At 37.5% G+C, this 17,607-nt stretch carries 15 protein-coding genes; 5 read left to right on the top strand and 10 right to left on the bottom strand.

The window, feature by feature from the left end:
* Positions 1–159: 159 nt before the first annotated feature.
* The 4 genes from ACE01P_RS02500 to ACE01P_RS02485 all read right to left on the bottom strand — a co-directional run bounded on the left by ACE01P_RS02500 (position 160) and on the right by ACE01P_RS02485 (position 3,843).
* On the bottom strand, positions 160–651 hold the full coding sequence (locus ACE01P_RS02500; RefSeq protein ID WP_379693730.1) for a hypothetical protein: 492 nt from the start codon (positions 649–651) through the stop codon (positions 160–162).
* Positions 652–660: 9 nt separating this feature from the next.
* Positions 661–1,836, bottom strand: a complete 1,176-nt coding sequence (locus tag ACE01P_RS02495; RefSeq protein ID WP_379693728.1) for an ImmA/IrrE family metallo-endopeptidase — start codon at positions 1,834–1,836, stop codon at positions 661–663.
* 1,556 nt (positions 1,837–3,392) lie between these two features.
* Entirely contained in the window at positions 3,393–3,650 is a 258-nt protein-coding gene (locus tag ACE01P_RS02490; protein WP_379693726.1) for a response regulator, read from the bottom strand.
* Entirely contained in the window at positions 3,616–3,843 is a 228-nt protein-coding gene (locus tag ACE01P_RS02485; protein WP_379694115.1) for a hypothetical protein, read from the bottom strand. Before ACE01P_RS02485 ends, ACE01P_RS02490 begins: the two co-directional genes overlap by 35 nt.
* Before the next feature lie 761 nt (positions 3,844–4,604).
* On the opposite strand from ACE01P_RS02485, the gene ACE01P_RS02480 reads away from it, so the two are divergent.
* The 3 genes from ACE01P_RS02480 to ACE01P_RS02470 all read left to right on the top strand — a co-directional run bounded on the left by ACE01P_RS02480 (position 4,605) and on the right by ACE01P_RS02470 (position 8,290).
* Positions 4,605–5,069 carry a response regulator gene (locus tag ACE01P_RS02480; RefSeq protein ID WP_379693724.1) on the top strand — a complete coding sequence of 155 codons (465 nt, stop codon included), beginning with the start codon at positions 4,605–4,607 and terminating at the stop codon, positions 5,067–5,069.
* 115 nt (positions 5,070–5,184) lie between these two features.
* Positions 5,185–7,452 carry an ATP-binding protein gene (locus tag ACE01P_RS02475; RefSeq protein ID WP_379693722.1) on the top strand — a complete coding sequence of 756 codons (2,268 nt, stop codon included), beginning with the start codon at positions 5,185–5,187 and terminating at the stop codon, positions 7,450–7,452.
* Between the two features lie 397 nt (positions 7,453–7,849).
* Complete coding sequence (locus tag ACE01P_RS02470) at positions 7,850–8,290, top strand: response regulator (protein WP_379693720.1); 441 nt, start codon at positions 7,850–7,852, stop codon at positions 8,288–8,290.
* 156 nt (positions 8,291–8,446) lie between these two features.
* Here ACE01P_RS02470 and ACE01P_RS02465 read toward each other — a convergent pair whose 3' ends face one another.
* From ACE01P_RS02465 to ACE01P_RS02440, 6 genes are all read right to left on the bottom strand, one after another.
* Positions 8,447–9,940 (bottom strand): ATP-binding protein, encoded by a 1,494-nt coding sequence (locus tag ACE01P_RS02465; protein ID WP_379693718.1) that lies wholly within the window; start codon positions 9,938–9,940, stop codon positions 8,447–8,449.
* A gap of 19 nt (positions 9,941–9,959) precedes the next feature.
* Positions 9,960–10,409 carry a response regulator gene (locus tag ACE01P_RS02460; RefSeq protein ID WP_379693715.1) on the bottom strand — a complete coding sequence of 150 codons (450 nt, stop codon included), beginning with the start codon at positions 10,407–10,409 and terminating at the stop codon, positions 9,960–9,962.
* 1,294 nt (positions 10,410–11,703) lie between these two features.
* The gene (locus ACE01P_RS02455) at positions 11,704–12,747 is read right to left on the bottom strand and encodes an alpha/beta hydrolase (protein WP_379693713.1); all 1,044 of its coding nucleotides are present in this window, start codon (positions 12,745–12,747) and stop codon (positions 11,704–11,706) included.
* A gap of 5 nt (positions 12,748–12,752) precedes the next feature.
* Positions 12,753–13,166 (bottom strand): OsmC family peroxiredoxin, encoded by a 414-nt coding sequence (locus ACE01P_RS02450; RefSeq protein WP_379693710.1) that lies wholly within the window; start codon positions 13,164–13,166, stop codon positions 12,753–12,755.
* A gap of 119 nt (positions 13,167–13,285) precedes the next feature.
* Positions 13,286–14,143, bottom strand: a complete 858-nt coding sequence (locus ACE01P_RS02445; protein ID WP_379693707.1) for a helix-turn-helix domain-containing protein — start codon at positions 14,141–14,143, stop codon at positions 13,286–13,288.
* A gap of 203 nt (positions 14,144–14,346) precedes the next feature.
* Positions 14,347–15,327, bottom strand: coding sequence for an alpha/beta fold hydrolase (locus tag ACE01P_RS02440; protein ID WP_379693704.1), 981 nt, complete (start codon positions 15,325–15,327; stop codon positions 14,347–14,349).
* Between the two features lie 82 nt (positions 15,328–15,409).
* Here ACE01P_RS02440 and ACE01P_RS02435 point away from each other — a divergent pair, with 82 nt between their 5' ends.
* Entirely contained in the window at positions 15,410–16,279 is an 870-nt protein-coding gene (locus ACE01P_RS02435) for a LysR family transcriptional regulator (protein WP_379693701.1), read from the top strand.
* Positions 16,280–17,129: 850 nt separating this feature from the next.
* Positions 17,130–17,543 carry a DUF1348 family protein gene (locus ACE01P_RS02430; protein ID WP_379693698.1) on the top strand — a complete coding sequence of 138 codons (414 nt, stop codon included), beginning with the start codon at positions 17,130–17,132 and terminating at the stop codon, positions 17,541–17,543.
* Positions 17,544–17,607: the final 64 nt, after the last annotated feature.

Genomic DNA, 17,607 nt, shown 5'->3' with positions numbered 1-17,607 from the left:
TTTTATAGTTATGGATAAAATTTCGTCCAATAGTTTGTAGTCATACAGACTTGAGATTAAATTAATCTAATGATTTGGCAAATCTTCCAAATATAAAACCAATATCAGGTTTTAAGACTGAATAGCTAATTGCATCGATTGGTTGGTCGCGCTTTTTATTTAGTCTTGATGTCCGTATCCTAATTCCTCATTTTTATCCCAAAATGCTATAAAAAGTTCAGCAGGCGTTCCTTTATTAATTGTCCAGTCTGCAACTATCTTAATAGCCTCTTCCAAATCTTCTACGTAAGCCATTCTGCCATCACTGCCCCTAATTCCTTTTTCATCTTTTTTTGCACCTCGATTAATAAGAATGTTCTTTTCATCATAAACAATTCTTCTTACGTCTTCAAAAGATTTACCCTTTGGTAAGCTGTCTTTTAGAAGTTTTGACAGACCTTGATAATATAGTTGAAACTTTTGAACTGGGTCATCTATTTTCTGTCCAAGCAATTGTTCTGCTTGATTTTCTACAACAAGTTCAGAATCCACATTAATCGAAAGTTGTTCGCCTTTTACTTCTTCAGATTTTTGTAGTATCTCCAACCTTTCTATATCCTCTTGGGAAAGTTTTCGTTCGGCCTTATCTGTATTGTTTTTTTCGTTGCTCATTCGTATGGTTTATACCGTTAGTAATTGTTTTATTTTTATTGCCGTTTCTTTGATAGATTCATTATCCCAATTGGAAACATTCAATTTTTTTGTTATGCCTTTTATGTTTGGGAAATATTCTTTAAAAGCACCCCAATAATCATTTCCTTTTTCAGATTGCCTCCATTGATATTGTGAATAAATTATACAAGGGTGAATTTGGCATTCCTTTGCAAATTTTTCCACCATAAATTTATTATGTATCATCTTTTCAATGTATCTCATTTTTTCGGATGATAATAAATATTCAGAAGCAAATTCATTTGCTTTGTCTTCCTGAATTAAAAACAAATCCGGTTCGCCCGATAAATGATATTTTGTTTTCTCAATTGTTTCCAGATCAAATAAAACGTGGTGAAGCTCGTGAATCAAGGCAAACCAAATTGTAGCATAATTTTTATTGAAATCTGTAATTACGATACAAGGTTTATCATTAATTAAAAACGTTGCTCCACGAATTTGGGTTTTAGGTAAAGATGGCTGGAACACTATTGTAATTCCGATGTTAAACAAGGCTTGGAAAACAGTCAGTAAGCCAGTTTCTGAATTTTGTGTGTAGGGTTTGATTTTAGGAATCAGATCGATAAGATTCTGTCTTTTATATTCATTTGGGTTATCGATTAATTCGAAATATTTGTAGCTGGATTTAATCCAAAAATCTTTCATTTTGTCACTAAATGATTTCTTAGTTCTACTATAAAAAGCTTCGTTTAATTCTCTTTCGTATTCATAAATGCTATTGATATCAAAGAATTTACAAATTCTTTCTTTTAGTATTTCCAAAGAATCATTTTTATTAATAAATCCTAAACTTATTAAAGTTTTAAGGTCAAAGAATTTATTTATAAAGGTGATGTCCATTGAAGATTGAAGTTCTTTTATTTCCTCAACAGGTCTGTCTTTAAAATGCACAATTAAAGCATTATTAAAATCCATTTCTAAAAATTCGGCAAGTTTTAATAGCTTGATAATATCAGTCTGTTTGGAAGTTTTATCAAGAATAGCGTCTAAACTTCTTCTTTCCATTCCTGATAATTTTTCAAATTGAGTTTTAGTTAACCCAGATTCATCAAGTTTTACTTTTAATAATTCTTCAAGAGATGGACCGTTGTATTGGAAGCTTTTATTTAAAATATCGTCTATCATGTTAATTTGAGGTAAATGTACCGCAAATATAGTGAAATGTTTTAAATAAAATTAAAAAATAGAGGTAAATTTACCTTTTATTTATTCTCAAACAATGATAAAAAATAACCGTTTTTGTTTTGGTAATGATTTTTATTTGAAATGATAGCATTTTAGCCAAAAAATATAACATCCATAAAATGGCATTAAGAAGACTTTTTGCAGTTGGCTTTGTGTGATCGAAAGCTTTTTTAATTAATAATAAGAATGTATAATTCATCCCCTAAGCGGACTGCTTTTCTTTCTAACTTCTCTTTGTCCATAGTATCCCAATTTATTCCCTTTTACTTTTTGATCAAAGGCCACTATGCTTTTGTCTTATTTCAGGAGCAAAGGTAACTCAGTGCCCTTTGCCAAAAGCAAGGCAGGGCCCTTCAGGTCTGGCCTGAAAATCTCCACCGCTTCGGGTAGTATTTTCAAGCAGAGCCCTGCTTTTGGCGGAAACTAACCTTTTTATGCTCATGAAACAAAACATAGCATACTGCGGCTCTTTTTGCTGCTTTTACGGATGCTATTTTAGGGAATTCATTATAAAGAGGGCAGAGGCTGAGAAGGTGCTGGATAAGTAATGCCATGAGTTGGCACCGGAATCTAATTTTGCCTGATCACATAATGCTGTATTTTTTGGAGCTTTTTCCCGCTATACGTTACAATCTTTTGTGCCGAGCCCCGGCACAAAAGGATTTCCACTGCACACGAGCAAAGCGAACTGGCGAAAGCAATCGGGGGCTAGAGAAGTTGAATCAGTTTTCCTTGATTTTTCCGCAAAATTTGAATTACCAAATAGGTATAAAAAACGGATCTGATTTTTGCAGTCCAAAAATTAGCAGCTCCACTTTTAGACAATAAAATAAACGACGCTTTTCTGGTTTCTGTTTTTTTTTGGGACGTAGTTTATATAGCCGTATTCATTTAAATCCTTTATGCACCAGTGATACGTGACAAGACCGGTTATTTTGGCTATTTTCATAATTTCATGCCTATAATGAGGAGGGAATGTTATTTTGGGTTTAATATTATTTTTAGGGAGCTTTATCCCGCTATCCGCTGCACACGAGCGGTAGCGAACTGACGAAGTAATCTTTTGCGCCGAACCCCGGCGCAGAAGGATTTCCGCTGCTATCGGGGCTAAAAAAATGCTAACGGCTGTTAACTGCCCACCCATTATCTCATAAAATCCCTGGCTAAATTCCTTGCCATTTTATCAGTAATTTTTGCCCATTGGTTAGGATGGATTATTGCAATTCTTGATGTGTATAACGAAATAGTTTCATCTAATAGACCTTTATCAATAAGTGTTAGACTCTTAAAATTCTCTGTCAAATCTTTAATATACTCGAACCTAGACTTATTAGGTATTGGTTTTACTGAGTATTTCCTATTTTAAAATTCAATGTGCCATGATTCTGCTAAGGAACTTAAAACCTAGAAAAAATCGCAAAAGTTTAAAATTCCTGCCTGACAATGGCTTATGTCTTAGAAAATTTTATCAAATCCAGATTGCTGTCTGAAAAATATCAGATCCTAATGTAAAAATTTTCAAACGACGGCTGCTCACTATGGGTCTGCGACACCAAGAGCATTGCCTTGCGGATCAGCTGGATCAGATGCTGGTAGTCAACTGGTTTTGTGATAAAATAATTGGCACCCATAGCATACATTTTTTGAATGTCCGACGGGCTGCTGCTGGTGCTGAAAATTACTATTATGTGTTTGTTGAGTTCCAATGATGTCCTGATTTTATCTAGACATTCCGCACCTGATAAAATTGGCATGTTCAAGTCTTAAAAAAATCAAATCGGCTTCCGGCTTCGGTGGACCTTTCAAGAGCATCATCAGTTCGGCGCCATCATGGGAAATGGTGAGTTTGACCTCCGGAAAGTTCTCGGAAAAAACTTCGGAGAAAAAATCACAATCGTCCGGATCATCATCCGCGAGTAAGACATGTCTGTATATTTTATGTGCCATAATTGCATCCTATGTTTTTAGAGTATTCCAAAGATATAATTTTGGAAGTCCTTTTGCAAATAGTAAGAAAACGGTGTGTTTTTCTTAACTCATCGTTTTTAATCAGCTTTTGGCAGTTGAAGTCAAATCAGACAATTATACAAATGCATATTTTTAAAAGCTGCTATTTTTTAATGTCAATGTTTTCAGTATTTTAAATGAATTTTTGGTTATGCTTGCATATAGTTATATTGTTAAGATGTTTTTAAAAGCAATTACATATAGTATGTTTTAAATTTACATAATTCCCATGTTAAACATGGGAATTATGTAAAAAATAATAGTATTTTCATTGCAGCGGTCATACTGTCAGCTCCTTCTTGGTGCATAAAATCATGGGAATTTTAACAATATGCAGTCAGATTAAGTTAGTGGGATTTAAATTTTATAAGATAATATATGGATTTTATAAACCCTTCGATTCGATACTTTATAATTTTGCTTACAATGTCTGTTATATAAATTCAGGTTAGAGGTGGAAGGTAATTCCTAGAAGATTGTTTTTTTGGAAGATTGGGATCCTTTAAGAGCCCTTCGCTTTAACTTAATTTCATTTTCGAAAAACAGGATAGTACAGGCATACCAGGAAAACAGACGGTTTCTATTTCTCGGGCATTATTTTTACAAATAAACCCTGCTTTGTATTGCTTTCAATAGACGGTATGCTTAACTTTACTAACATCATTGCAGCTCAAAGAGACTGCAGCACAACATATCATATTATGAATAGAAAAATAATTTTACTGGTTGATGATGACTATGACGATGCGGAATTCTTTAGGTGGGCAATGGAAGGAACAGAAGAAACTTTTTCAGTCAAGTTTGTTGACAGCGGTGATGCCGCGCTGCATTTGCTTTCCGAGTTGGATTCGCTGCCTGATCTGATAATACTCGATGCCGGTATGCCCAAAATGAATGGCTGGGAATTGTTAAAGCATATCAAACTGGATCTGCGCTTTGCAAATGTGCCGATCATAATGATGGCAACTTCTGCGCGTATTCAGGGTATCGAGCAGGCCGATTCGCTAGGAGCCCAAGCATATATAGTTAAACCTTCAGACTTTTACCAGCTAAAATCAATAATGGAGCAGCTTTGTGTGGGCATCCAGACCAATCTCGATGCTACACTTGAAACTCTTCGCTCCACTTTGCCCGAGAGTATCTATACATTTAATCATATACAGTGATAATTTTAAAAAGATTAGCTGTCTTTTTAAAACTGCTTGCAGAGTTTGCTGCTATAAATTGTAAGACAATACATTTTAAGTTCCGATGTTTAATTTTAATGGAGATTGATATTTAATGAAGATTAAAGATATAGTTAACCGCGATCTGGTTACATTGACCAACTGCGACCAGGAGCCTATACATATTCCCGGAAAGATCCAGCCGCATGGTTTTCTGCTTGGGCTCACCAATAATTGGACAATAGACTACTGCACCGAAAATATTTCATATTTCATTAATTTGAGCCACACCGAGGCGTTGGGAAACAGGTTTGAAACGGTTTTTGGAAGTGCAGCTCAGGAGCGTCTTTTCAATTATATCAATTCGGATACCGCGCAGGATGTATTTCCTCTGGAGATTGATCTGCAGGGCAGAAAGTTTCAGGTCAATGTCCACAAAAGCGAGGATACTTATATTCTGGAGGCCGAGCCGCAGTTCGACAAGCAGATCCTGGCTGATGTGTACACGCAGACCATTCAGTTTGTAACCCAGATGAACAGCACCAAATCCCTTAAAGATCTGTGCGCCCTGGTAGCCGAAGGCACCCGTGAGATAACAGGCTATGACCGCGTTATGATTTACCGCTTTGATGAACAGTACAACGGGGAGGTTTATGCCGAAAGCTGCCGTAAGGATCTTGAGCCTTTTTTAGGACTGCATTATCCGCATACCGATATTCCCGTACAGGCAAGGGAATTGTATATCAGGAACCAGCTCAGGCTGATTGTAGATATCAATTACCAGCCCGTTCCAATTTATACCGTAGATGACAAGCAGTATAAGAACCTCGACTTGAGCCTGTCGGTTTTAAGAAGCACATCTCCTATCCATGTGCAGTATCTCAAAAATATGGGGGTTGGCGCCACGCTCACTATTTCCCTTCTCCACCACGACCGCTTGTGGGGACTGATTGCGTGCCATCATTATTCAAAGAAAAATATCTCGCCGGCAGTAAGGCTGGCGGCAAAACTGCAGGGGCAGTTTATCACCTCGCAGATTGATATCAGGGAATCCAATGACGAGAATCTTGATGCCAGAAAGTCAATTGAGGCACTGGAACGCATATCCGCCCTTGATCTTCCGCTGGCTGAGGATTCATTAAAAAGTATCATTGAAATGCCTGAGCTGCTGGCTCTCTGCAATGCTGCAGGTGTTTCGATATTGTTCAGGGACAAGATCTACAAAAATGGCCTTATTCCCGAAGAAGATCAGATAATAGCTTTTGCCGGGCTGGTGGAAAACAGGAAATTCGATGATTTTTACACCACAAGAAAGGTGGGTGATCATTTTCCTGAACTCGAAAGGTCATCCAATTTTGCAGGAGCAGTGTATCATTCCCTTGGAGGCTCAAATCATATCATCTGGTACAGACCTGAAACCATCTCTGAAATCAACTGGGCAGGCGATCCGGAAAAAAGTATCGTCAAGGATGAAAAAGGCCTGCATCCGCGCAATTCATTCAATACATGGAAACAGATTGTCAAGGGGCAGAGCAGCATCTGGAAACAGTACGAATTGAATTCGGCGGCAAAATATGCCCATTCTCTCCATAAATATTTAATGATGGTCCTGTTGAGCGAGGAAGAGGAAAAATACAGGCTTCAAAGCGAAATATTGAGGGAGACCAATTCTGAACTGGAAAACATCAATTGGATCAGTACGCATGACCTGCAGGAGCCCCTGCGCAAAATTCAGATGATTACCTCCAAGCTGCTTGCCGATAAAAAAGACGCACCTGCAGACCCTGAGGTTGATTCGCTGGAACGCGTTTCAAAATCAGCCTCTAGGATGCGCGAGCTGCTGCAGGATATCTCGAAGTACACCCGTATTAAAAATACCAGGGAGGCGGCAGAAAAAATTGATCTAAATCTTATTTATGAATCGGTACTGGAGGAATGTAGCGAGCTTATTGAGGAAAAAAATGCCGTCATTAAATGCGAGAGGCTTCCTGAAGTGAGCGCTATAGGTTTTTTGATGAAGCAGCTTTTCTTGAATGTTATTCAAAATTCCCTGAAATATGCCTCTGATGAACGCTTACCGGTAATAAGAATTACAGCTTCCCAGGAGCCTGTACTAATAAAAGAGCGTTTCAATGTGTACTGCAGCTGGGTCAAATTTACGGATAACGGAATCGGTTTTGACCAGATGTACGCAGATTCTATCTTCAAGGTATTCACGAGGCTGCACAATCAGCAGGAATACAGCGGTTCGGGAATCGGACTGGCATTGTGCAAGAAAATTATGCAGGCACTGGGAGGGACCATTTCAGCTGAAGGTAAAGTCGGAGAGGGTGCTTCGATCACTATTTATTTCCCCTGTGATCCTCTAGATACACTGCTGTGAATCTCCTTTCCAAGATTACGGAATTTCCGTTGATGCAGATAATTCTGATGTGCAGTGCTCGCAGAGTATGTATTTCAGAATTCTGCTGTGGGATTTTAAATGGATTGAGTTTTAATTTTAAAAGATTCTTGTTTGCATCGGGCTGAAAATACCAGAAAATATTTTATATTTCTCATTTTCAGTTCTATAATAATGAGCAGTATATCCAAGCCAGACCATTTGGCACTTGAAGGAAATCCCCGATGCGCTTGTCTGAAATTATTTTGTATCTTTGTATTTATTAACCGGTTTCTCGGATATAATTCGGTGGTTTATCGATTCTTAAAAGCCTCGTCCTATAAAGGCTTTTGCTGATTTTTAGATTCTTGTTTTATGTTTTGGCTGCAATACAGAATTTATGGACAATCAAAAAAATACCCACAAAATATTAATAGTAGATGATGATCAGGATGACAGAGATTTTTTGATCGATGCGCTTCTGGAAATTGATCCCGATATTGTGATAAATGAATTGGCGGATGGAATAAGCCTTATGAACAGTCTTCTTGAAAATTCGGAAAAAATTCCTGATATTATTTTTCTTGATATCAATATGCCGGGCAAAAGTGGTCTGCAGTGCTTGAAGGAAATTAAAATGCACAACGGGAACTTAAAAAATGTAAGAGTCATCATGCTTTCCACCAGCAGTGATCCTTCAGATATTGAAACGGCTCATGAACTTGGGGCGTCGTATTATGCAGTAAAACCCAACTCACTGGGTACTATGAGATCGTTTCTTGAAAAAATCATAAATATGGATTGGAACATACAGAGCCCATATCAGTTTCGTCTTATTTGACAATCGCATTTAGTATCATAAATCTAACAGCTAAAACTACAGCAGCTGTTTTTGATAATTCTAATTCAGCCAAAAGCTGTCCCTGTTTTAATATGGCAGCTGCCGGTTGGTAAATTGTATGAAAATTGCAAGAAGCTTTTTTACCGATAAAAAGATCTAATACAGGACTGTCCTAGGCAGTACCAGTTCAAAAACAGCACCTGGGTCTTCTGATTTGATGTTTTTCATTTCTCCGCCATGTCTCTCTGCAATCTTTTTACACAGTGAAAGTCCAAGACCGGTTCCTTCGTACCGATCTTTGGAGTGCAGCCGCTCAAAAGCATTAAAGATTTTTTCGGAATCTTCCACTGCAATCCCGATGCCATTGTCTGATACTTTGATCCTTAAATGGTCCTCATCTGTACTGCAGTCAATGCTGATTCGAGAATCGAAATTATCTCGGGAAAACTTCAGCGAGTTGGCTATAAGATTGTAAAACAGCTGATGAAACAGAATTTTCGAACCTTTCAGCATTGGCAGTCTGGAATATGTGATAACTGCTTGTTTTTCAAGTATTTTTATTTCAAGATCCTCTTTGATGCTTTCTATAGTATGGTTCAGGTCCACAACTTCCTGCAGATCCGGTGTGCCGGCTGCAGAGTAGTCCAATATGGAATCAATCATCTCTGTCAAGCGTGAAGCGCTTCTGTTTATTTTATGTGCATACTGGCCTATCTTGGGAGCCTGGACAGTAAGTTCTTCTTCAAGTATATTGGAGAACATCAAAATTTTACGTACCGGCTCTTTCAGATCATGGCTTATCACATGACCAAACTGTTTCAGGTCGTCATTGGAGCGTTTTAGCTCTGCGGTGCGCTGCTCAACAAGCTGCAGGAGCTCGTGCGCATTTTTTTTCTGCTGGGTGATATCCTGTGCAATTCCGACAATAATGTTTTCTCTATTGTCGCTTTCTGAAAGCGATCCCGATAATCTTACCCAATACAGCGTATCATTGATCACTACTCTCAGCTCACAATTCAAGCCGTCATTCTCAGCAACCATCTTATAGGCGTTTTCCAGCAGGGATCTGTCCTGGGTATGCACAAGCGAGGTCAGGTCGGAAATGGAAACCTCATCGCTTTTTAATTCGAAAAATTTTAAAAAACGTTTTGTGCCTGTGATGGTGCCCTTGTATGTATCAATCTGGAAAACACCGAGCTGGGCCGATTCAACGGCCAGTCTTAATTTTTTTTCAATTTCAAGGGTCTGTTGTCTGGCTACATTTAATTCAGTCACTTCCGCAGCCGTATTCATCACACCGTAGACTTCTCCCTCTGGACCGAAAATAGGCGTGAAGTTGTAATTGAAATAATGCGGTCTGAGCTCGCCTTCCACAACGATGTCCACTCGGGCATTTTTTGCCTCATAGGGTTTTCCGCTGCGCAGCACCTCACGCAGCTGTTCGAAAATCTGCTGGTTTTCAAGTTCAGGAAGGATCTCTGTATAATTGGTTCCTATGACATCAGGCCCCTTGCCATAGGTTTTGATCATGCACTGGTTGGCCAGTACAATTTTCATTTCATATCCTGTGTATACCCCGATTGGAAAGGGTGCTGTGTCGATAACATCACGTAAAACGTTTTCTCTCACTGATTCTGGAAGATTCATCATACCTGTAAAAAAATAATGACTAAATGGTAATGTAAAAGTTTTCAAAAGCCGGCTGCCTGGTATGATTCTCAGAGACCAATACCATCGCTTTATTGATCAGTTTGGCAAGACTGTGATAGTCGGCAGGTTTTGTGATGAAATAGTTCGCTCCCAGAGCGTACATTTTCTCAATGTCGGCAGAACTGCTGCTGGTGGTGAAAATGATAATGCTGTGATGCTTAAGCTGGTTTGATTCCCTTATGAGTTTCAGACATTCAGGTCCTGATAGTACAGGCATATTGAGATCAAGGAAAATCACATCTGCTGAGGGCTCAGGCGGACCGTCAAGAAGGCTGATCAATTTTGAGCCGTCATATGAAATGGAGAGTTTTAAATCGGGAAACTGCTGGGAAAAAATTTCAGCAAAAAATTCGCAGTCGTCTATATCGTCATCGGCCAGCAGGACGTGCTTGAATAATTTTTGAATCATAATAAAGTACTGCATTTTGGCAGTTATCTCAAAGATACAACGATAATAATCGATTAGCAACGATTAAATGCAGGCAGATCTGCTATGCAATGTTTTTTATTTTTGTATTTTATATGGATGTAAGCTCTGAACAAGCCATTCAGCTGAAGAAAAGAAATTTTTATTAGATCAGCGGTATGGATCTATTTTATTTCATAAAAGATATTCTGTATGTTTTTCTTGTAGGAATTTGGTTTAGTTAAGGAAGGAAAAACAATCGGCTGTGCAGGCTAAATTGTCTAATACAGATGTTACACACTGATTTTTCATTAGAATCTGTGTCTAGGTAAAAAATAAAGCCCGTCAACACTGTAAAGGGGAGACGGGCCTGTCCATAAACATAATCTTCCAAAAAATGTTTATTTTAATGTCTGGGAGTAATCAGTTCCCGCATTAAAAGTATGCTAAATAAATGCAGCATCCTCAAAACTTGAATCTTTTTATGTTGGGAATCGAATGTACGTAACGCCCGGGGAAAAATAAACCAGTTTCTTGCATTGTTGAACAAAGGCAATAGTTAAGACGCTAGCTACTTTCCCAGGCTTTTAAATTTTATAGTTGCGGGATCAGGACTGCAGCCAGCTTAAATAATAATTTAAACGAACAGCCTTATCGTTAGCGGAACCTGATTTGAATGATCTGCAGTGTCAGTGATATTATTGGTGTTTTAGTTTTATTTTATTTTTGTGGAGCTTATTCTCGCTATCCGTTTCACACGAGCGGTAGCGAACTGGCGAAGCAATCTTTTGTGCCGAACCCCGGCACAAAAGGATTTCCGCTGCTATCGGGGCTAAAAATTTGAATCCGTTTTTGGAAATAAGCCAATTCTGAGCTCAATGGAACAAGAGCAATAGTAAAAGTGATAAAGCTCTTTAATTTTAAAAAAAAAAGTTTAATATACTCGAACCTTGATAGGCGATTGTTGTTTTTAATAAGCATTTCGTATTTCAGAATTGAATTTGATGTGCAACGATTGTGACACAAAATTTTGAGAGTTTTTAAAATATTTGAAAATGAAGTAAGAGCAAAGAAAGCCTACAGATCTTACAATCTGTAGGCTCTACCACATTTTTGTGGTTTTTTGAAGATTGAAAAACTTTTGTTTCGGCTCCTTTTACCTTTTGGATTGAGAACGATATACGAAACATAAGGCAGTAAACCCCATATTGCCAGCGTTTTTTATTTTTTCTGGAATGCTGCTTAGAAAAGGCTTAATTAGGATCTATTCAGTTTTATTGTATCAAGGTAAAAGCTATTATTTTTCAATCAGTGCTTTTCTTAGAGCAGTTGCCGCATCCAAAACGGATTGCTGAACAGCAGGGATATGAGCCAAAGGGTTTAGCATTCCATAATCGTGGATAAAACCTTTATATTCTGTTATTGTAGTCGGTACACCTGCATCGTCCAGTTTTCTGCCATAAGCGACGCCCTCGTCGTGCAAAATATCATTTTCAGCAACCTGCACCAAAGCTGGAGGAAGATCTTTAAGCTCTTCTAATGATGCTTGCAGGGGAGAAGCGTATTTATTGTTTCGTTCTTTAGAATCAGGCAGATAGTTATCCCACATCCATTTCATTAATGGTGCTGTCAAGAATCTTTCCTGAGCAAATTTAGTGTATGAGGCTCTGGTGAAATCCGAATCGGTAACCGGCCATAAAAGCAGCTGCTGAACTAGCTTAGGGCCTTTTTTATCTTTCGCCATCAATGCCACAACTGCAGCCATATTTCCGCCGACACTGTTGCCTGCAACTGCAAGCCTGCTGCCGTCTACGCCAATTTCTTTTCCATGTTCAGCTACCCATTTGGTTGCCGCGTATGACTGGTTGATCGCGATAGGAAATCTTGCTTCAGGTGAAGGGGTGTAATCCGGAAAAACTGCTACTGCACCGCTGTTCACCACCAAATCACGCACTAATCTCTTATGGGTTGGATAATCTCCCAAAACCCAGCCGCCGCCATGGAAGAACATAAAGACCGGCAGCCCGGCTTTTGCTCCTTTTGGTTTTATAATGTGAATTTTAACTGTCTGACCGTCTTCTGTTATGGTTCTTTCAGATTCATCAATGTCAGAATAATCAAAGTTAACCGACTTTTGAGCCCCCACCAGCACCTGTCTGGCATCGCTGGGAGATAATGTTTCTAGCGGCTTGCCGCTACCGCTGTTCAATGCTTTTAAAAATTCTCTTGTCTGTTTTCCGATGTTCGGGTCTTGATTTGCAGGAAGAGACTGCGCTGTTATGTTTGAGCTAAAACTTAATAATGATGCTAAAGCTAATATTTTTAAAGAAATGGTTTTCATGATGATTAATTTTGAAGGTTAAGGTCTAGGATAATTTCGAAGTTAAAAGCTGAACTTACAGGACAGGTCTTTTCTGCCTCTTTCGCAATTTTTTCAAACTCTTCAGCTGGGATTCCCTGAACTTTTGCATTCAGGATCAATAGAGACTGAACAATTTTTCCATTGTCAAGTGTGATAATGGATCTTGTCTCCAGATGTTCGGGATAATATCCTGCTTGGGTTAGGTCCAAGCTCAATTTCATGGTGAAGCATCCGGCATGGGCTGCAGCCAGAAGTTCTTCCGGATTGGTTCCGATTCCATCGGCAAAACGGCTGGTGAATGAATATTGAGTCTGGTTTAAAACGGAGCTTTGAGTGGTAAGATGTCCGCTTCCTTCTTTCATCGAGCCGTTCCAAACGGCGGTTGCATTGCGTTTCATAATCTTTATTTTAGATTGTTATATTTTGATGGGACAAAGGTATGCTATCAATACAGTCTGAATAAAGATTAAAAAGTCGATAAAAATTGTACTTTTTTCCTTTTGCAAGGATATTGTGTTTATTTTTTGATTTCTTTTCTGAAAACCGATGGCGTTTTGCCTGATTTCTGCGTAAAGATCCGATTGAAATAGGCTGGGTCTTCATAACCCAGCTCATAAGCAATCTCTTTTATGCTCAAATCGCTGTAGAGCATTAATCTCTTTGCTTCCAGAATTATCCTGTTTTTAATCATTTCATTAGGGTTTTCCATACCAAGCTTATGGAATTTATTGGAAATTGTTTTTGGAGCAAGATTTAAAAGGCCGGCATAATCTGCAACGCTGTGTTTTTGCTTATAATGGATGTCCACTAGTCGGCTGAAATTGCGAAAAAAATCCTGCTCGGCAGTTATGAGATTGGGATGCTGGTTTTTAAGATTCTGCTTTTTCCATTGCCTTGTAGCGCGAATAATGATTTGCTTCAGATAAGTTCGGATCATTTCCTCCGATGAAAGATCCTGAAAAATAAGCTCATCATTGATATTGCCGAATAGTTGGGAAACCGCGTTTAATTCCTCTTCCAAAAGATCAACTTTGGGTATTTCAAAAATATTATTGAACAAAAGACCGTCGCAGGCCACTTCTTCATCGTGGATCTGAATGCAATAAAAATCTCTGTTGTAGTGTATCAGAAATGCATCTTCATTATTTGCAGTCTGAATATCCAGATACTGGTTTGTATTGACAAAAAAAAGTGTAGGACTGGCAGTATGATATAAATTGAAATCTACTGTCAAGGAATAACCGGCAGGAATAAATATGACTTTGATGTAGTGCCGGAAACTTTCACCATTTACAAAATCCAAAGTGTTTGAATTAAAAGAAATAAGGCCTAATTTCTTATGATGTGATTCTAAAATAGGAGTGGAATTGCTCATTTGATAAAAGTTATATTATGCAAGATTACAATTTTTAAGATTTGGTAGCATCAAATTGCAGAGGAAATCTTCAGATTTGTTAGTGTGGGAAACTTTGAATATTTTAATTAAAAAAATACGCATTGATAATAGTATTATCAATGCGTATCTTGAAACAGCTTGGTTGCTATAATGCTTATGCAACATATGTAATTTTTCAGCCTTTAATTGGGAAGAGCATTCAAAAATTTTAAGATTTCATTTCCTATTTCTGCTGCGTGGGTCTCCAATGCAAAATGACCGGTATCATAAAATTTGACTTTTGTTTCTGGTATATCACGTTTAAATGCCTCTGCGCCCTGAGGTAAAAAATAAGGATCTTTATCGCCCCATACAGCTAGAAATTTGGGTTTGTAATTTCTAAAATATTCCTGAAATTTCGGATACATGGCTACATTTGATTTGTAATCTTTTATCAAATCAAGCTGTATTTCAATTGCTCCAGGACGATTTAGAAAGTTCTGATCCATAATGTATGCTTCAGGTGCGATTAATGAAGCGTCTTTGACTCCATGGAAATATTGAAATTTAGTGCCTTCAATAGCAAAACTGCTCCTAAGTGCATCCCTGTTTTCCAGCGTGTCTTCGTTCCAGTATTTTTGAATTGGATTCCATACCGTACTTAATCCTTCCTCGTAGGCATTTCCATTTTGAGAAACGATGCCGGTTATTTTTTCTGGATTTGCGGCAGCAAGGCGGAATCCTACTGGCGCTCCGTAATCAAACACATAAACTGCAAACCTTTTCAGCGCAAGCTGGTCAATAAAACCCTGCATTGTTTTGGCTAGATTGTCAAAAGTATAGCTGTATTGGGTCCTATCTGGCATATCGCTAAAGCCGAAACCCGGCAGATCTGGAGCAATTACATGATATTTTTCGCTCAGTATTGGAATAAGGTTACGAAACATATGGGATGATGTTGGATAACCATGCAGTAATAAGATAATTGGGGCACCGCTCTGACCTGCTTCTCGATAAAAAATGTTTTGACCATTCACTTTAGTATTTTGATAATGAATACTTCTAATTGAAGTGCTTACTTTTTTGTTTGAATTTGTTTTTGATTGTCCCATAATTGAAGAATTCATTGTTACGACAATCAGAATGATTGAGGCTGTCCATTTTATTTTTTTTATTTGATTCATATTCTTTTTTTTTCAAAAGTATAGTATATATTTGATCGTTAAAACGATTTATAATGATATTGTAAATCATAATTAGTGATTAATGAATACCAACGACTTAAAGTTATTTGAAGCAGTTGCTTACTATGGAAGTTTTACGAAAGCCGCAGAAGCTATGTTTACAGTGCAGTCTAACGTTACAGCAAGAATAAAAAACCTGGAGCAGGAGTTTGATACAGAATTGTTTATTCGTTCTAACCGAAAAGTAGAACTAACAGCGGCTGGAGAAACACTGATGCTTTACAGTAAGAAAATCAGCCGTCTGATTGATGAAGCTAAAAGTTCCATAGTGAAGAATGATACGGTGCAGGGGCAGATAAAAATCGGTTCACTGGAAACGATGATGATTATAAAAGGTCCTGAACTTATCAATCATCTGGCAGTTGAATACCCATCTGTTGATTTATTTTTGCAATCCGGTATGAGGGAAAAACTTGTAAACGATGTCATAACGCATAAACTTGATGCGGCTTTTGTTCCTGCTCCTGTGCATATTCCAGAATTGGAGCAGCTTAAAATTAAGGATGAGCAGATTGTTATTGTGGCTCCTGCAGATTGCAAAAGCCTTGAAGATGTACTGCTTAATAATCCGCTGAAGACTATTGTTTTTGACCAAGGCTGCGTGTTTAGAGCAAAACTGGAGGCTTGGCTGCTGAGTAGAGGAATTTTTCAATTTCACAGTACAGTAATGAACTCCGTAGAAGGAGTAATTAATTTTGTGGAATCCGGTATTGGGATCAGTGTGCTTCCTATGGATATAATTTCTAAATTTTACAGCAGTAGATCTATAAAAACATTTGCTCTTCCCCCTGAATTGGGATTAGTGACAACAGTTTTGATTTACAGAAAAGATCTTTCGCCTGCACCAGCATTGGATGCCTTTATAACTCTATGTAAAAATGATACATTTTAGTTTTAAGATATAAATTCAATGCTTACCTACCCAAAAGTCCTTTGCGTAGGTAATCTCTGTTAATTTCCAAACTCCATTGTCCTATTAGTTCGCATCATATAAAAAATGCAAATAAGGGCTTTTCCTTGAGTGATTAGTGGAGATTTCCATCATAACCAAATACTTCTCAGCGCGTATACACTAGCTGTATTTTTTGGTAGTGTAAAGCATTTTATACATTGCTAAAATTCTCTTCTGCCATGAGTGCTTATCATTGCCCAAAATGGAGGGTAAATTTTACTTAAATGGATTTTACAATTGCACTTTAAAATTGTGAGCACTTTCATAAAGCATCAAAAAAACTTTCTTTAAAAGTAATTAATAGGATATCAAATCAGCTTAGAATCATCGAGTACATCTCGAATGAAGAGTAGATTATTGCAAAAGAATGTTATTATGAAAGCTAAAAATTGATAGGCATCTTCCAAGTTTATATTCTCATAAAAGTCTTTAATCATTCATTAATAGAATACGAATTTTCACAAGTCTCAGGCTAAAATTATTTATTGCAATAAAAAATTGAGAGATTAATCTTGTTATTCAATAGAGGGTTTTTTGGAAGTAGTAGAAATTTACTCAATTCTTTTAAATCACATAGCTAAGATGTAAATGATTGTTTATCAATGATTTGCTTGTTTTTTAAAAGTGGTTAGAGACTTGAAATATCAACCAAGAAAAAAAAAAGAAAAATAAAAATAGACAGACAGGTTTGTCTATATTGTATTTTTGTTTTAAGTTTGCCCTGTAGAATCGTAACAGATTTATCAATAAATGAAAACACGCAAATTATTAACAATTTAATTACTGAAAAATGGAACAGAAACATCCACTACCGCCTTTTACATTGGAATCCGCACTACAGAAAATTCAATTTGCTGAAGATGCATGGAATTCTCAGGATCCTGTAAAAATTTCTAAAGCCTACACCATCGACAGCGAATGGAGGAACAGGGATAAGTTTGTCAACGGAAGAGAAGAAATTGTCGAATTTCTTGCCAGCAAATGGACCAAGGAGCTGCATTATAAACTTAAAAAGGAGTATTGGTCTCACACGGACAACCGCATCGCAGTTCGATTTGAATATGAATATATGGACTTGGAGGGTAATTGGTTCAGGGCGTATGGAAATGAAAATTGGGAATTTGACCAGAATGGATTGATGGCTAGGAGATACGCTAGTATTAATGATTTAGCAATCAGCGAAGAAGACAGAAAGTTTAAATAAATGAACTTTATAGAAGTGGAATTGGTAATTAGTAATTATTGAATTTGCTGATTCCGCTTTTATC

Origin of the sequence: Flavobacterium sp. HJSW_4 (assembly GCF_042436695.1) — a bacterium.
Classification (GTDB): domain Bacteria; phylum Bacteroidota; class Bacteroidia; order Flavobacteriales; family Flavobacteriaceae; genus Flavobacterium.
Note: the sequence above shows the minus strand (reverse complement) of the source record. Positions and strands in the feature narration are given on the sequence as shown.